The sequence below is a fragment of the Pseudoduganella violaceinigra DSM 15887 genome (genome assembly GCF_000425385.1).
Lineage (GTDB): Bacteria > Pseudomonadota > Gammaproteobacteria > Burkholderiales > Burkholderiaceae_D > Rugamonas > Rugamonas violaceinigra.
In genome coordinates, this window is record NZ_KE384362.1 from 12,958 (window position 1) to 31,747 (window position 18,790).

An 18,790-nucleotide genomic window follows, 5' to 3' on the forward strand; every position below is an offset into this window, starting at 1 on the left:
CCTAATCTCTCCATCACATGCGGCGCTCGATCGCGCGCATCAGGCGCGCCAGAGCTTGCTGAACCGTGCCTGCGTCGTCGCTCAACTGCTCCAGCCTTGCCTGGGCGGTTGCCGCTTCGCGCAGCGCCCGCTCATAGTTGCCGGCAACCGCCGAGGCGCGGGCGCGCACCAGCCAGCCAGCCGCATCGGACTTGGCGCCGCCGTCCGGCAGCACAGCCAGCGTGTCCGCGGCCGCACGGCCAAGGGCATCCAGGTCGGCTACCTGCAGGCTGACATCCTGGCTGTTCAACAGCGTATTGCTGCCGCCGACTGCGGTGCTCACGCTGTAATGCAGCTGGTAATTGCCGCTTGCCTGCGGAGCCTGCAAACGCAGGTCCAGCTGGGCATCGGCACCGCCGTCGAGCGTCAACTGCCACGTCACCAGGTCGCCATTGGCGCCCGCCGTGACTTGGCCGGCAGGCTTGCTCTCGAGCAGCTTGGCGCCGGCCGGCAACTGGGCCGACACGGTCACGCTGGCGCGCTGCCCGCTGTTATGCAGGCTGGTGCGCCGCACCAGGACGTCGCCGGCCACCATTGGCCCGGCTTGTTCGGGCGCTTGGTTCAGCCAGCCGAAGCTGTTGCGTGCCATCGCCTGCCAGGCCGGATCGGCGCCTTGGGCGGTGCAGCTGGCTTCAAAGTCGAAGCCGAACAGCAGCGTACGGCCGCTGCCGTACTTCCCGCTCAGGACGGCCGCATCCGCGCCGCTGGTCGAGCCTGGCGCAGGACACACTTGCACCTCCGGACCGGCAACCGGCGCCGCCGTGCCGCAGGCGTCGTCGTCCCAGGCGACCGACTGGTTGGCATCACGCTGGAACAAGCCCTCGGCAGTTGCCGCGCTACGGCCCTGCAGCGTGAAGATATCGCCCAGCACGGACAGCGATCCGCTGCCCAGCAACGGGCTATGAAAACTCAGCTTCGGCCTTGCAGTGCCATTGAACCTGCCGCTGTACTGCATCCCCAGCAGGCCGTCCAAGGCCAGGTCCGACTGGCGCAGATCGTGCAAGCCGTCCGCCACCAGGGATTCTCCGAGGTAGAGCCCATTGCGCAGTTCCGACGTCAGCGGTTGACGCAGCTTGGTCGCGCCGCCGCTGATCCAGTAGCCGGAATAGGCACCGCTACGCAGTTCGCGCGCAAAGTCGGTTTCCTTGACCACGGTCTTGTGCGGCACGCCCAAGCCATCGAGGAACTGGTCAATGGTTTTGGCGCGGTTGGTGTCGCACAGGAGCAAGGAAGTGGCCGTGTCGACCGTCAGCGGCTGCGCGCCGCAGCGGCCCAAGCCGGCCGAGGCGCTGCGTTTGCACATCGACAGCACCAATACGCGGTCCAGGCCGGCTGCGCTTTGCTGCACGTTGAGCACAGGTAAAGGCTCGACCGCAGTAAAGCTTGCCTGAGCCAGTTGACTGCTGCGCCCGCCCGCCGTTGCCGACAGCGTTGCCAGGTAGCTGGCACCGGCCGGTCCCGGCACAGTCCAGCCGCGGCCCAGGTTCCAGCTGGCATGCGCCGCCAGATCCACGGTATCGATCGACTGGAACACCAGGGCGCCGGTGCTGCTGTTGGCGATCACCAGCTCGATGCGCGTGCCCGGCGCCGGCACGGCGCCATTGCGCACCGTGCCGGACAAGGCCACCGTCGCGCCCACTTCGGCACGGGCCGGACTCGCGTCCAGTGTGCCACTCAGCTCAGGCGCCGCCGACACCAGCGTGAAGCTGATGCTGCGCACGGCCGAGTTGCCGGCTTGGTCGCGCGCCGTCACCTGCAGCGTGTGCAGGCCCGGCGCCGCTACCGGCGTACCGCTGGCGAAGGCGGCATTATCCAGCGTGATGGTCACGTTGGCCAGGTGCGCATCCGTTGCGCTGGCCACCGGCGTCACGGCGGCGTTGTAGCGGCCGCCCTCCTCGATGCCGCTGACGCTGAGCACCGGCGCGGTGTTGTCCACCACCAGCTTCAGCACGGCCTCGGGACTGACATTGCCGAAGCTGTCCGTTGCGCGCGCGCGGAAGCTGTGCTGGCCATCGGCCAGGTCTTGCAGCTGCCAGCCATACAGGGCTTGTTGAAGGTTCCGCGGCTGCATGGCACGCCATGGGCTATCGTCGACGGCCACTTCCACGCTGGCCACTTGCGATTCGCGGTCGGTGGCCTGCGCCACCACGACAGCGTCCGCACCGCCAATCACGCTACCGGGACTTGGAGTAGCCCATGCCAGCACCGGCGCCACGCGGTCGATGACGCGCAAGCTTGCGCGTTGCAGCGTCACTTGCTTCCCGTCCAGGGACGCCTGCAGTGTCACCTGCAGCGTCGTCAGCGGCCAGCCGGACACCTCGAAGCCAGCCTCGCCCTGCGCCTTGCCACGGGCCGCGATATCGGCCTGGGCCGGTACGCTGGCCAGCACCGCGCCATTGTCGGCGCGGCTGACCACGACCATCACCGGCACACCGGCAAGCGCCGTGGCACCGGCGTTGTTCAGCGTGTAGCGCGCCGCCAGGCGGTCGCCGTTGGCAACGGCTTGCCCACTGAGCGCGAGCTCACCGGTCACGCTTGCTGTGGCGCTTGCCGCTTTGACCTCGAAAGCGGTTTCCGCAATAGCAAGCTGGCTGTCGCCGGAGCGCACCAGCATGCGCGCCGTATAGTTGCCGGCAGCAGTAGCGCCGACATTCCATAGCGCGGCCACATTGGCCGAAGCGCCCGGCAACAGCGTGCCAACCGGCTGCGTACCGCTCCACAGCACGCTGCCGTCCATCGCCAGCACTTGCAGCACGGCCTCGACCTGATCCAGCTGGGCATTGGCGTCGGCCAATTGCACCGTTCCTCCCAGGTTCACGTCCTGGCCGTGTACATACTGGCCGCGGTCCACCGCCAGCGTGGCGGCGACCTGGCGTAGCGCCGCGATCCTGAAGTCCGCACTGCCGCGTTGCACAGCCTTGCCGTTTGCATCGACCAGCTCTCCGACCAGGCGGTAGCCGCCGGCCAGATAGCTGGCCGTATTCCAGCCGGTGCGCAAGCTCAGCTCCTGTCCGGTCGCCAATTGCACCGTCTGTTCCGGCAACGCCGCAACCAGGTAGCCTTGCGCATCTTCAACGCGCAAGGCCAGCTTGGCAGCGAGCGCCGGCCCGGCATTGGAGAGCACGATCGTGCCCGCAACCGCTGCCTTGCCGCCGTAACTCGCGGCGTCGGTAGTCACCACCACTTTCGGGAGCGCGCTTTCCGCCACGCGGACGTCCAGCACACCGACGTTGTTGAACTCATTGCGTTCGGCAACGATATTCGCCGCGTCCAGTGTCAGGGCAAAGGTATGCACGCCTGCCATCGACGGTTTCCAGTCGACGGCGATTGACGCCGACGCGCCCGCCGCCAGCGACGGCAGCTTGCGCTCCTCCAGCGTAGTCAGCAGGCCTTGCGGGTCGCGCAACATCAGCACCGCGCCGACATTGGCGGCATCGGCGTTGCCGGCATTGCGGACCGTGATGGTGACACGAGTCGCCTCGCCGGCCACCGGTGCCGCCGGCAACACGACAATGTCGTTTGCGCCCGCAGCCAGGTCAGGCTGCGGCGCCGGGTTATAGATCACGTGCGCCGGCAGCGCATCCGCGCCACGGCGGCCCGCCACATCGCTGGCATAGGCGCCGAAGGCGTTGTCGCCCTCGTTCAACGGCACGCCTTTGAAGATCGCCAGGCCCGGCGGATCGTACCGCAGGAAAGCGCCGCCGCCGGGCGCATCCAGATAAACCTGGCCGGCGCGGGTGTACCACATACCCCTTGCCGGAGATGCACGGCCCGACAGCTCGGAAACGCTCACCCCGCCGTGCGAATAGAACGCCGGCACGCTGTTGATCTCGGCCACGAAGTGACCGGCCGCCCCCGCCCAGTGGGCGCCGCCGAGCGCGTAAGGCCCAGGCGCAACAAGCAGGGTTTGCACCTCGCCGCCAGGCAGGGACATTTCCCTCACCTCGCCGATATTGTTGGCGGGCGTATGCGTGAACAGCAACTTGCCGTCTTTGGACCAGCTCACGCCAGTGTTCCCTTCAGCCGCGCTGGCCACCACGCTGCTGTCGTTGGTCTTGATAACCTGCAGGCCGCTATCGCGTGCGAACGCCAGGTATTGGCCGTCCGGCGAGAAGGCCAGTGCCAGCACACGCTGCGCGCTTTCGGCCGCCAGGCGGCGCTGGCCGCTGGCGATATTGAACAGCCACACGCCCGCCTTACCGCCGTCTTGCGCGCCGGCGACGGCCAGCGTCGCCGAATCCGCCGACCAGGCCGGCAATTCGCCCGTGTACGGGAAGGTCGCCAGCGTGCTGGCCGTCTCCCCATCCAGCACCATGGTGCGCAAATCGTAGCCATCGCTGTCGGCCGATCGCTCCCAGTAAGCGAGCATCTTGCCATCCGGAGACAGGCTGAGTTCGCCACGCCGGGCAATCCTGGTCTGCTTGCCGCTTTCCTGGTCGACAATGACGGTATCGCGCGCAGTCGTTTCGTAGGCAAGCGTTCGGCCGTTGGCGCTGACCGCGCGCAGGCTTCTCAGTTCCGCGACCGCTCGCTGAAGCTCGACATAGCCGTCAGCGGCCCGCGCTTGCTCCAGCACGCGTCCAGCACGGGTCAGTGCAACCGTGGTGCCGCCTTCCGCGGACACCAATACATCGATCCGGCCGGAATTCACGGTCGCAGGCAGGCCCGCGCTCGCTGGCGCGAGCAGGACCGGCGCCGCTGGGGCAGTGTCGCCGTTGACCATACCGCTGGCCACATTCGACGTGGCGCGGTCACGCCCATCGGCATCCAGCGCCGTCACTGTGTAGCAGTAGCGGACGCCTTTCTTGACGCTGTCGTCCACATACCGGTTCGTTGCGGCATAGCCCGACTGCTCAAATGGTCCGTCCGCGCTTGCCGCACGGCGCACGCGGTAGCCTGTCACCACATCGGGAGCCACCTGCGTCCAGCTCAAGGCCAGCGTGCTGCTACCCGGCACACCATCCACCGTGAGGGCCGGTGCTGGAACCGGCGAAGCCACCACGACCGCCTTGGCGGCGCGGTTGTCGTCCGTACGGCTTTCAGCCACGCCCGGCGCTTGAATCTCCGCTGCGATCGTGTAAATGCCGACGCTGGCAGGCGTCCAGTCGGCCTCCACGGCCTGCTGCTGGCCCACCGCCAGCGCATTGACCAGGCGCGTGCCGAGCGCCGACACGGCGCCATTGCCGTCGATTGCGCTCAGCGCGACCGAGAAGGCGCCCGCGTCGGCGGCGCCGGCGTTGCTCACGGCAACGCTCAATCGGACCGCCTTGCCGGCTTCGAGCACATCCTTATCGAAGGTGATCCCCTGTTCCGCCACCGCCAAGTTCGGCTGGAAGGCATCGGCCAGGGTAATCTCAACCGGCGCCGATGGCACGCCCTGCGCGCCGCTGCGGGCGGCAAAGCGGTTCACACCGGCATTCAGCGCCACATTGGCAAAGCGCGCCGTACCGGGCGGCAGCAGGCGGACAAATTCCTGATTCAGGTTGCGGTACACGACAAAGCCGTTGGCGCTGACCAGCAGCGGCGCAGCGGCATCCAGGTCTTCGGCCAGCAGTGCGCGGTAATCGCCTGCATTGCTGCGCAGGACAGCGGCCTTGTCTTCGACCTGCACAAAGCCGTCATTGCCCGGCATCGTGCGCAGGCTGCCGGCACCCGGACCAAAGACGCCGATATCGGTCGTCTGGCCCGACGCTGGTGCAAAGCCGGAAACGCTGTGCACGTCGCCGTCCGTTGCGGAAACCAGCAGGATGGCGCCATCACGCGTCCAGTTCAGGGCACTGACCTGGCGGTTGGCCGCCAGTTCTGTCACCGTACCGTCAGTCACAGCCGCGATGCGCGCACCGACGCCGCTGCTCCATGACAGGAACTTGCCATCGGGCGACCAGCCAAGCTGCGCGAAACTGTCGCCGGCCGCCCCGCTCACCAGCTGACGCTGGGTACCATCGGCAACATTCACCAGCCACAGGCTGAGATTGCCGCTGCGGTCGGGAGCGGCGAGCGCAACTGTGCTGTCGTCCGGCGACCAGGCCAGTCCGGCTTGCGCGCCATACAGGCTGCCCAACGGGGTCGCTGCGGCAGCGCCCGGCGAATACAGCTGCAGCAGGCTGCTCTGCGCCGCATCGACGAAGGCAATGGTGCGGCCATCATGAGACCAGCGCAGCGACGTGGCGCTATTCAATACCGGCGCCGGAACGATTGTCTGCGCCGCAAAGTCCAGCAGGTAGGCTTGCGGCCCGGTGCCGGCAAGCATTCGTCCATCCGCACTGAGATCGGCGAGCGCCAGCGACGGTTCCAGCTTCAGCTTGACCACGCTGGACTGCGCTTGGGCCGTCGCGGAAGCGACGACCTGGTCGCCGCGCAGCAAGGACAGCTGCGCGCCGGGCGAGGCGCTGGCGACGATATCCACCGCATTCTGGCGGGTCGAGAATGGAATACCGCTGATAGTCGGCGCGAACAGCACTGGCGCGGCCAGCAAGTCCGGTGCGCCCATGGCGGCGTGCGCTTCGTTGGAATTGCCGCCGGCGTTGCCCAGTTGATCCACACCCGCTACCACATAGTAGTAACGGTTGCCTGGCACAGCCGTGTTGTCTATATAGCTCAGGCCATAGACCTTGTCCGCCACGGATGCGTAGGCAGCACCAGGTTGGGTCGAGCGCAGCACACGGAAGGCCAGCACGTCCGCTGTCGGACGATTCCAGCGCAAGGCGATGCCCGCGCGCTCGGCTTGCGCCGACAGATTGGCCGGGGCAGCGGGAGTCGGAACATTGACAACCAGCGTCACCACATTGGAAGCGGCCGAACGGTTGCCATCGTTGTCGATCGCCAGCACCGTGAACTGGTAGCTGCCGTTCTTCAGCGTGGCGTCGTACGACAAGCCGGCGGTTTCGCCCTGGGCGCCGCCATCCATTCGGATTTCGTACTTGGCCACGTCGATGGCCTGGCTGGCAGTCCAGGCCAGGCGCGCCTGCGAACCATTGACCGAGCCGGTCAAGCTTACCGCCGCGGGCGGCGTGTCGCGGCCCTCCGCAGTAGTGCTGGCGGCAGGACTCAACAGGCCAAGCCCGTTGACCGCCCACACCTCGATACGCGGGTTGTCGCCGCTACTGAAGCTTAGACGGGTGTCGCGATACAGCAGGGAAGCATAGGCGCTGACTTCCGACAAGGTCGGGATCGCCTGCTTGGTCGGCATCAGTTTGATACGCAATCTATCGGTGAGATAAGGCTGCGGCAGCTTGGTTTCAACGGTTTCGGCGGTATTGCCGCGCAGCGATGCCAGCGGCACCCACTCCATTCCACTCCAGCCTTCGATATCGAAGTCGGCGGCGGCCTTGCCAGGCAACCAGTGGGTAACAACCGTTTCAATGCTGGACTGCTGGCTATCCTGCGCCACAAACCAGGCATCAGCCAGGCCAAGCGCCGGATCGGGCGTCCAGACACCACCGGACTGACCGTTCAACGGACAGCTCGGCCACGCGCCTGCCGGCATGCTGGAGCGATCGCAGCTTGACCACGCAAAGTTGGTGATGGTCGTCGCGCCGTTCGCGGCGGCGCGATAACCGATAATGTCCGGCTCCGCGTTCGCCTGCCATCGTGCTTGCAGCACTTCGCGGCTGCCCTGCATATAGGCCAGCATCAAGCCGCTCGGCTTTGCCGGCGGAGTGCCCCGGACAACCCGGAATGCGGCTCCCATGCTGATGTTGCCTTGTTTGTCGGTATGCACCAGTTCGAAGCGGTTCTCGCCCAACGCCAGCGGCAGCGCAGGCGGCACCATCGTACCGTCGGCCGCCGTTTCAAACGACAGGCTCGAGTCCGGCTGGCCGGTTACGCGACGAAGCACGCTCATCTGCCCTGCGCCGTTGGCGCTTGCCTGCAGGCGGAACTCGCTGTCGCCGGTCGGCGTATAGGGCTGGCGGAAGGCCGGCGCGTAGATCAGGACCGGGACATCGTCACTCGCGACACCTTCGCTGCCGTCACCGTAGCGTGCATGGATAGTGTAGCGATAAGCACCGGCCGGCACGTTCCAGTCGGTGTGGGCGAGCGCATCGGCAGCAAGCTCCATCGTTTGCTCATTGCCGGGCTTTTCGTCCGCGCTATGGCGCACCAGCACCAGGCCGGTGGCCTCGGCTGGAACGCTCGGCCAGCTCAAGCTGACCATATTGCCATTGACTTTTGCGGCCAGGACCGGCGCCGGGTGGTCGCCCAGGTGCACAAGAATCGGCATCGGCGCGGGATCGGTCAAACCGAACTTGCCGCTCGCGACCGCCTGCAACTCGTAGTCGCCAAACTCCAGGCCGGCAGTATTCCACTGCACCGTGAACGGCGCCTGGGTCGCTGCCGGCGCGACCGGGATCCATGCGCCGCCCGCAGCCGGACGGTATTGGAACTCAATCTGCACCAGGTTGCTGTCCTGGCTGACCGCCCGCAGGCGCACACCATCCCCCACCCTCGCATTATTGGACGGTGCGGCCAAGACCGCGTGCGGCGGCACCCGAACGTTCAATTGCACCGGATTCGATTCCTGGCTGAGGTTGTCGGCCATGTCCATGGCCTGCACCGTGTAGGTATAGTCGCCGTTCGCCAGTTTCAGGTCAGTGAAAACAGTCTGCGTCATCAGGTAAGGCTTGAGGCTGCCCACCACTGGGCCCTGGGCATTGGCCAGGCGGCCGTTGCGCCACAACAGGTAACCGGCCACGTCGGCCGACGGGCTGGCAGTCCAGGACAGACTGGCATTGGGGCCATTCACCTGGCCCGCCAGCTGGCTTGGCGCAAGCGGCGCCACATTATCGACCAGCACGGCCGCCGTGGCGGTCGCCACCTGGCCGGAAAGGTCTTCCGCTTCGAGCTTCAGGGTGATCGTGCCATTTTCCTCGATGCCGAGGGTGCTCATACCGCCCAGGATATCGGCCACCATCGCCACCGGGGAGCGGCGCAGCAGCTTCCAGTCGGCCGGTGCCGCGCCCTGCCCCATATACAGCCGGTATTCCTTGAAGGAATTGCCTGCGCTGGCGGTGCCCTTCACTTCCAACGAGGCGCCTACTTTCGCGCCTGCCAGCGGTGAATAGATCACCGCGGTCGGGCCAGCATTGCTGACCGTGGCGGGTGCCCGCGCGGAAGCATCGCTTTCCCAGCCGGCCTTATCGACTGCCTTGACTACATAGCCGTACAAGCCAACCGCCAGCTTGGCGTCGACATAGCTCGTGACTTTCAGCAGCGCCTGATTGAGGCGCTTGCCATCGCGGTAGACGTTATAGCCCGCCAGGTCGCTTTCGGTGTTGGCGGTCCAACTGACGCGCACATCATTGCCGTTCTCGACGTTGGCGCGCACGCCTTGCGGTGCGGCAGGCGGCTTGGTGTCGACGATGACTTCGGCCATCGCCTGCGCGCTATTGCCTGCCTTGTCCGTTACGCTCAGGCGCAGAGTATGCAGGCCATCGATCGGCAAGCCTTGCCAGGCCAGCAGCGTTCCGCCTTCCACCGAGGAAGCGCCTCCGCCCAGTGGCGACCAGCGCTGGGCGGCAGCCTTGCTGCCCGGCGCAATTTCAAGATGGTATTCCTGCAGGTTGGCGTCGCTGGCCACCCCGACGATGTCGGACGCGGAGCGAACATAGGCACCGCTCGCCGGCGCCGTCAATTTGGCCAGCGGCGCTGTGTTGTCGACAACGACGGTGACGCTGGCGTCGCCCGCCAAGCCGGCCTTGTCCTGCGCGTGCAGGGCCAGCACATAGGTGCCGTCAGCGACATTCGCCAGATCCCAATTGGCCAGCAGTTCTGCCGCAGGAGCGGCGTTAGCTGCGGCCAGCTCGATAACATCGCCGTTGTCGGCACGGGTCGCGCGCAGGCTGTAACTGGCCAGATTCGGCTCGTCGATCTTGCCGCGTACCGCAACGGGACCGCTGCGTGCAGCAAGATAGGCACCGTTGGCGGGTGCCACCAACGATGGCTTCGGCGGCGTGTTATCTACCGTAATCTGCTTAATCAATTCGCTGCGATTGCCGCCTTGATCGGTGGCGATCGCCTTGATCGCATACTTGCCTTCGGCCACGCCCTCCAGCGATTTGACGGACAGGCCGGAACCGCTGGCGCTGCCTTCTGCCGCCAGCTGCCAGCTGCCGTCATTGGCGGGAGCGGGCGAGAAATACACCTTGTACGACTCAAGATTGGCATCGGCCACATCGAGTGTGACGGAACCATGGCCCGAGATCATGTCGCCGAGCGGATTTGTCAACGAAAGTACCGGCGCAGAGTTGTCAAGCACAAAGCCCACCGTCTCTTCCTGGGTATTGCCCGCATCGTCCTGTGCCGCAAGCGTCAACTTGGCGACATATTTTCCATCCGCTTGCAGCGTGCCATCGCCGGACTTACCGTCCCAGACGACCGCCGCCACCCCGGCATCGCGGTCAGCGTCCTTCATCAGGGTTGCGATCACCTTGCCAGGCGTCAGTTCGGGCGCAATCGTCACCGTTGCCTTGACAGCATCCAGTGCCGTCCAGCGCAGGCTGACAAAGTCCTGGCGTCCATCGCCATTTGGCGAGAAGACGGATGGAGTGGCGTCAAAACCGGTGACGAGCTTACCGCGCTGGCCAATTTGGACGGGCACTTCCAGCATGCTGCCGTTGCCGGCCAAGTCCACCGCGCGCAAGCGTAAGGTCATCGGCTCGGTCAAACCAAAGGTATTCCAGTTTGCAAACAGCTGAGTCGTCATATTTGCCGGTGTGGCTTTCTTGCCGTCTGCCAGGGGCAGCCAGGCATTCGGCGCGCTCGCCAACGCAAATTCCAGCTGATAGGACTCCAGATGGTCGTCACGCACAGTGCCAGTGACGGCCGCCAGCAGGCCCAGCTTGGCATTGGCAATCGGCGATGCAATGTTCAACAACGGCGGCGTGCTATCCACCTCGACCGGCAGAATCTCGACCAGTTCGTTCTGGCAAGCGTCCTTATAGCTGACACGAATTGCGTACAAGCCATCTGCCACGGGCTGCTGCCCGTCATCGCGGCCATCCCACTCAAATCTGGACTGACCAGCCATCAGCAGCACGCGGTCGACGATTGTGCGCACGACATTGTCTGCAGCTAGCAGCTCGCCCTTCGATCCACGAACGGCCGCTCGCACTTCGATATGAACATTCAACTCCTCGCCGAGGGCGAGACCGATCTGGACATGCGACCGCGGTGCCGGAGCGAGCGGCGAGAACAGGCCGCGATCAATCGTGAAATGCTCGGTCTCTACCTGGGCATCGTAATCGACCTTGATCGGTGCAGTGCAGACGTTGTAACCGGCGCCGTTATAGCCATGCAGACGCAGCGTGACGGACTTCTGGCCTGGCTCAATCTTGACTCGACCAACTTCGCCGCTCACCGCATCGTAACCGCGATGTCCATGCTTCTTATAGAACTTCTCATCCTCCTTTGGATGGGCAGCTTCAACTGGCCGGGCATTCCGGCAGGTTTCAGCCTCAAGGTCCGCATCAGTGCAAAGAGTTTGTATCCACGGCGCGCCGCCAAACTCGACACCATAGTTCATCGGACTGCTGCTGCCGATTTCTGCCTCAACCGGCAGTTCAAGCGTTCCATCCTTCGCGCGCGAAGGGCACAGCTTGCCGCCAGCAAGCGGCGCTGTGATCCTCATTTCGGGCGCGTCATGCGCCACATTGACAGTTATCTGTTCGTCGTGGGTTTTACCATCTTCATCAACCAGACGTGCAAAATACTGGCGTTCCCCCTTAGGCAAGGCCGCCGTATCGATTTCAAAGGTGTACTCTTCTTCACTCTTGACGTCGTTCCAATTATTCAGGAAGCTTTCCGCCCCATTCGGCAGACGTTCACCGAACAGCAACTGCACCAGACGACGACCGTTCAGCGCGAGCGGCTTGAGTGTCACAGTGGTCATGCCGGAGGGCTGCACATTGCAAGACTCCGGCGCATTCGGCCTGACAGCCCATGAGACACCCAGGCACCTTTTCTGCAACGGATATGGAGGAACCACATCGCGCTCGCCGCCTCCTTCAAACACCGCGTGGAGATAGAACGAGTAGTCGGCGCATGGCATCAATTGCAACTGCCCCAGGTCATGGTAATAAGACGCGGGAGGGAAATCGCGCGAAGCCACCGTGGCCGGTGTCAAGTAGCGAGGATCCTGCCCATCAAGGCTCGTCAGAAGCAAATCGATGCGCCGCAGTGCTCGCGCCGAGTCGGCATTGATAAATACGGCCACGCCCCCGGGCCTGCCGTCTTGAACTTTTTCGATCGAGATGTCGCGGGGTGCACCTTCATTAGCAAATATGTACGAGACTTTGCTGACGAATTCGGTACCAGCGGTATCACGCAACTTCACCCGGAATATATAGTCCTTGTTGCGGGGGAGGTCTTTCGGATCCCATACCAGCTCGAACTCGCCCTCGGGCGCTACGCCCGACGCAACGACCATATCGCCTTTCAGAACACCGAAACTGGAGATCGCAACTTCACGCCAGCAGGTCGTGCAGTCGCCAGCAGCCCGAACCAGCAAGGCTACGGCAGACAGAGGCTTGTGCACGCTTTCGAAGACGTGCAGGCTGATTGGACCGCTGCCGTCATAGGGTTTCAAAACGGCCATCGGCTCCCGGTGATCGGGATCATCAAGGGCGACGTACCCAATCCTACTGCCAAACGACCATCTAGTTTTCCCCGTTCCATTCCTGTCGCTGAGGTAGCCCCAGGAGGTAGCGAATACCTCTTCCTCCGCCAGCCCGCTGTAGGCTACGGTCTTGTTGCCAGCCTTATCCTGTACCGTCATGCGGTATTGGATGTTGGCGAATTTGTCCAGGTTCAAAGGAACGTAAGGCGGATTGACTTCGACCACCAGACTGGATTCGCCGGCTCGCGGATTACGAGGTACCGCAGACCACTGATCGGGGGTCTCGCCAACGCCCATCTCTTGCAGCATCGACCCGAAGTTGGCGTCAGCCGACTTCCAAATCAGCTTCGGATCGACACCGACATAGTCCAATTCAGGCCTGCCGCCATTCCTCCTGACATAGGCCGAACTGAACTTCAATTCAGCGACCGGCGCCACGCGATCCAGGGTGGTGAAGAATTCGTAGTCCTGCAAACGCACGCGATACTGGCCATCCGGCAAGTCCATGCCGCCCTGGTCACGGCCATCCCACTGGAAAGCGGCTTCGACGCCAACGCTGAGATGGTCACGAGCGATGCTGCGCACTACTTTATTGTTCTTGTCGAGCACTTCGAACATCAGGTGTACCGGCTCCACGACACGGTAATGGAGGACGAAGTTGTCCTGCACTTGGTCGCCATTTGGCGAAACAAACTCATGTTCCTTGTAGACGTCGGTGATACTCGGCCTGTCGTCCCAGGCGAGATCCAGTATGCGTTCGCGCAGGTTTCCAGCAGCGTCTTCCACCGCCAGGCGCACCCGGTAGCGGCCATAAGCCGGCGGAACCCAAGTGGTGAATCGGCCATCAAGCACAGGCGTCGACGAGGCCGGCTGAATTGGCCTCCAGTCGTTCGGCGTCGCGACATTCGAGTATTCCAGGCGGAAGCGCGTGAAATTCAGGTCGGCGGCTGTCCCGCTCAGAACAATGCCGCCCCCTTGCCCACGCAGGGCGCGCAAGTCAGCAGTCAAGTTCAGCAAACTGGATACGGCAAACAGGTCCTGCCCGCTTTGGTAGCACTGGCTGCCGGAGTTCTTTGCATCATGCGACGAGGTAAACAGCAGCCTGCGCCCGGATGGGAGGAACCCCATGATGGAAGCGATGGTGCGATCGCTTTTTACAAACAGTGGACGACGGGCGCCACTTTCCAAGTCAAACTCGACGCCACAAGCTGAATTATTATCATCGCTCCCGGCGCAATAGCTGGTCTTACTCACGACCTTCTGCTCGCCTGGGGCGAACAAATATCCCGCTGAGGCATGCACCCCGCCTTCGAAGCCACCCGCACGCATGCGGCTCGCCTCCACTGGCGCCATGCTGAGCTTTTCCAGATCGACCAGCATCAAGACCTCCTGCTGGAGGCAAGGATCGAAATCAGGCCCCCACTGGGAATCAGGTCCAGCTTTTACGCAGTCCACCGGCATGTATGCATGACCGAAGCCGAAACGGCGGCTATCGCCCGACCAGGCAATTTCCGTAGCGCCGAGCTGCCAGCCGGCATCGCCTTTGCCTTGAGCCGTATCGCCGCTGAAGGCGGCCTTGCCCTGGCGATCCAGGACTTCAACGTGAACGACGTTCCGCATATCGCCGTTGCTGTCGCCGGCCTGGACTTTCGTCAAGCGTGCGAGCCATTGGCCATCCGGGGACCATGCCTCCGACTGCATCGACGACAGCGGAGCATCCGCTTCTCCGAGGATGGTCTCGGCCGAGCCATCGACTGGAATGCGCAGGCGCTTGCCACCGACAACCGCCTCGAAATAGCGCCCGTCATCGCTCAATTGGCCCTTGAATTCCTGATTGCCAAAGTCACGGAGCAGTCGTGCATCGCTGCCATCGGCCTGCATGACCCATAACTGCCGGCGCAAGAAGTCGCTCCACAGCTGACGTTTGGCTGCAAACACCTTGCCGTTGGCCGATACGCTGAAGTCAACCCAATCACCTTCCTTTGCCAAGTCTTCTGGCAATATCGGCTTCAACTCGGAACCATCGCTCAGTGCGTGCCAGTAATTTCTGAGCATGCCGCGGCTCGGGTCGCGACCCGCGCTCATAAACACGCGCTCTTCATCTCCCGTGAACTGCATGTCGCGACCAGAGTCGAGGTCTAGGACGAAGTAAGGCATTTCACACGAAAGATTCTTGCGATACTCAAATTCGGTATCGATGGCGGACAAAACCGAGGAGCGGTTCGTATCCAGATTCGTGCTCATTTCGCCCAGCGCACGGCCATCTTTGGCCAAGATCCGCAGGCGATAGTCGCCGTCGGCCACCAGGGCCCCGCGCTCGTCCTTGCCGTCCCAGGTAACGCTGCCGCTCTTGATGCCGGTCAGCGTGGCGCCGTCGAATTGGCGCACGCTCTTGCCAGCCTGGTTAACGACCTGCACGCTCACATCCGCCAGCTGCTTCAGGCGGAACGAGAAGGTGGTGCTATCTTTGATGCCATCGCCATTCGGCGAGAAGAAGCGTTCGGAGATGAACAGATCGCCATCTTGTACAGTGGCGTCAAGGCGGGCAATGTTGTTATCGCGCGATTTTTCATCGATACGCTGTTCTGGATCGATCACGACCACGAAATTCAAGCCGGCCGAACCTGTGCTTGCCGGTACGGCGAAATGCAGCACTTGGCTGTCCCCGCCAGCCAGCGTCGCGATCTTCTGGTCAGCACCGATCACACGGCCACCTTGTCCAGGTTCGCCGTTATACAGCCGCACGGCTATATCCCGGGCCGCTTGTTTGCCCAGGTTGCCGACCTTGACCGCCAGGTCGATTGCCTCGCCCGGCCGTGGTGCCGCAGGGCTCATTTGCAGGTCGGCCGACGATACGGCCAAGTCCGGCAAGCCGGCGGGCGAAATGATCACAAAGGCGCTGTTATCGTCGCGCGTCATTTCGCTTAACTTGCTGAAGGGGTCGACCACAGCGAAAATCAGGTGTTCAGCCGCATCCGGGAAGCGTGCCCATTGCACGCCTACCGTGGCTGCTTCGCCCGGCGCCAACGACGCAATGCTCTGCACTGTGCCGATCATGCGGCCGCCAGCGGGCTCGCCATCATAAAAAGCGACCTCGACATTGCTCGCCGCGGCAACGCCGGTATTGCGCACTGTCTGGCTTAGCATGACTGGCAAACCTTCAAGCACTTGTGCCGGCTGCACTGCCAGTTCTTTGAAGCTGAGCGCCAGGTTCGGCCCGTTGGCAGCGTTCACCTGGAACGGCAACACCGCAGCATTGTTGCTGCGGTCGCTTTCGCTTAACACGCCGTCCGGGTCGATCTCGACCTTCAGGGACAGGTTGCCGGCAGCGGTGGTCCGCCAATTGAAATCCTCATTGGCGGTGACGCCGCTCGCCAGTTGCAGCGTACGCGCAACCGTTTCGAGCGCGTTCGTACCATCGGTAATCGTGTAGCGTACCTTGAACGGCGGGCTGTCCTGCGTGCCGGCATTGCGCAACTTGATCGTGAAGCTTGCGTCCGAGCCGAGGTAGACCGGATTGCGCACGATGACGATATCTTGCGGCTCAATTTCCAAGTCAAGCGCTGCCGATGTCTCCACATGGACGCCAGCGTTGTTATCGGACTTATCCTGTTCCGCCACCCGATTGTCCGGATCGATCACGACCGTGAAGTCATAGGCACCGGACTTGCTAATGGTCGCGCTGAAATTGACCACTTGCTGCGTACGGGCCAGCAAGTTGATTTGCTTTTCCCCGACCACGCGTGCGGCAGCGCCCTGCCCCTCCATCAGCACAACGCGCACATCATGCGCGTCGGTTTTCCCGATATTGCTGACGCGGGCCGATATGCCCAGTACCGCTGGCAACCGGCTTGGTTTGGCCGGTGTGACGACGATATCGCTAGCTTGTACCGACAGTTCGCTGCCGGGCGGCGCCGAACCCACGGTCAGGCTGATCATGGCCAGGTTGTCGGACTTGCCCGCTTCGGTCACGGTACCGGCTGGGTCCACCACCAGCACAAGCTTGTGGGCACCAGCCTTACCAAGGGTGTTCCAGACCTGCTGCAATTCAACACTGCTGCCCATCAGCAGTGGCGGAATGGCGATGTCATTTCCAATCGGCACACCGCCGGCGGCAGGATCGCCATCGTAGAAACGCGCAATCCCCGCAGGTGCGGGGGCGTTTCCGGTGTTGCTGACATTGATCGACAAGACCACTGTCTGTCCATCAATCGGCGCCGCCGGCGCAGCACGCAGGCCGGCCACACTCCAGTTGAACAAGCCCGAACTCTTTAACAGGCGCACGGCCAAGGCCGTGGAATAGGCACTGCCATCCCAACTGCCGTTTACCTGCTGCGAGGCCGCAATATACGCCCTGGCATCTGAGCTGCGAATCGCGTCCAGCGCGTTTTGCGACAGCAGCGCCAACATGACGTTTGCCGTATCGTGCACGGTGCTCGGACTATCGCCAAAGCCACCGTCGGGGTTCTGCTTGCTCGCCAAGAATACCTTCGCCTTGCCCAGCATTTCACGGCTTTGGGCCTGGCCGAACAATGCCTGCATCACGAAGGTGGAAACCGAAGTACGGGACACGCCGCCACTCAGGTTGCCCCAACCGCCATCCGGATTCTGCTGCGCGGCCAAATAGGCAGCCGCCGGCGCCAACTTGCCTCGCGCCAGCGTCGCCTCGAAAGGCTGCAGCGCGAGCAAGGCCAGCGCTGTATCGAGCGGGTTACTTTGATAGCCGGCAGCGACGCCCCAGCCGCCATCCTGGTTTTGGGCGGATAACAGCTGAGTTGCTGCCGAACTGGCGTCGGCCTTACTGCGCGTCAGCGCTCGGATGGCACGGGCCTGGTAATCGGTATTGGAGCCGGCCTGCCCACGCATCCAAGTCAGCGCCTTGCGCGCTGCGCTCGATTGCGGGTCATCCATATCGACCATGGTATCGAGTGCGACCGCGGTATCGCGCATACCGGTGAATGGATTGTCGCGCCACGCTCCGTCGTCATTCTGCTTAAGGCGCAGCCAATCCAAGCCTGCATCCGGGTTGGCGTTGGCGCGCGGCTTGCCGCTGTCATTCGGCACATCTGGAACCGCCGCACCAGCCTTCGGTTCAAGATAACTTTGCACCAAGGCACGGCCGCCGCTCAATACCGCCAGGCGCGTGGCAATCGCAGTGCGAACGCTGTTGAGGGCAGCCAGCTGCTCATCGGGAACAGTCTCGCCTGGACGCGTTAACAGCACAAAGCCCAGACGGAATTCCTTCTGGGCGTGTTCTGCGTCCGGGATCCGCGGCCCTTCGGCCGCGATCACATCATCGATGGTCAGGTTGCGGCGGGTGCCGCTGATTGTGACGCCATTTTCAGGCAGTCGCGTCTTGTCGACACCGGGACTGTCGATCACAAAGAAAGGAGGCACCTCCTCTTTCTTCAACATCCCCATCAAATAAAGATCCAATGGACTGAAGAACTGGCGGCTGGCGACCGAAGTGAAGGTGCCATTGCCGTTATCTTGCCATTGGTTGCCGTACTCGACCGAAGCGCCACTGTCGAACAGGAAGCTCCAGTGCGAGCCGTCGCGTCCCAGCAGCATCGCGCTCGGCTTGCCGTCGGCGCCGCGCACTTTAATCTGGCTGCCCCATTGGTGCAGGAATTCATGCGCAAAAGTTTGCAGCACGCGGTCAAAGCCTGCGCTGTACGGATTCAGGTTGTAGCGCGACAAGGCCGCCATGTCGATATAGCCAAGGAGCTTGCCGCGGCTGCCAAATTCCGCCGAATTGTCGTAGACGGGCATCCCCAGACCGCCCACTTTGTTTTGCACGCCAACGTGCACCGCCGTTGCATCCTTGGTATCGAATTCAAAATTCGAGAACACGACGATAAAGTCGTAGTTGTCCGCGTGAGCGCGCAGAAACGCCTTGGCGATCTCGGTACGCGGCTCGATATTGGAGCTGCCGTCAGCGAGCATCAGGTTGTAATTGCCGGCCAGCGACATCACGACAACGTCGTTCTTGGCGCGGACAATCTGGGGCTGGTACGCCCCCGTATGCGGGAAACCAGTTACTTTGGGAAAGTCTGCCTTGGCAGTGCCGCACAAGGTAAAAGCGAACGCCAGCAATAAACAGGCGTGACAAAACTTCTTCAACTGGGTAACCATACG

The 18,790-nt window shown here is 63.2% G+C and carries 1 protein-coding gene; it reads right to left on the reverse strand.

Going from position 1 to position 18,790, the window contains the following annotated elements:
* Window positions 1–13: 13 nt before the first annotated feature.
* Entirely contained in the window at window positions 14–18,787 is an 18,774-nt protein-coding gene (locus H597_RS0128945; protein WP_211232103.1) for a CARDB domain-containing protein, read from the reverse strand.
* Window positions 18,788–18,790: the final 3 nt, after the last annotated feature.

Excerpts from the sequence above, each read along its gene's own strand:
- H597_RS0128945 (WP_211232103.1), bottom strand. The coding sequence starts at position 18,787 with ATGGTTACCCAGTTGAAGAAGTTTTGTCACGCCTGTTTATTGCTGGCG.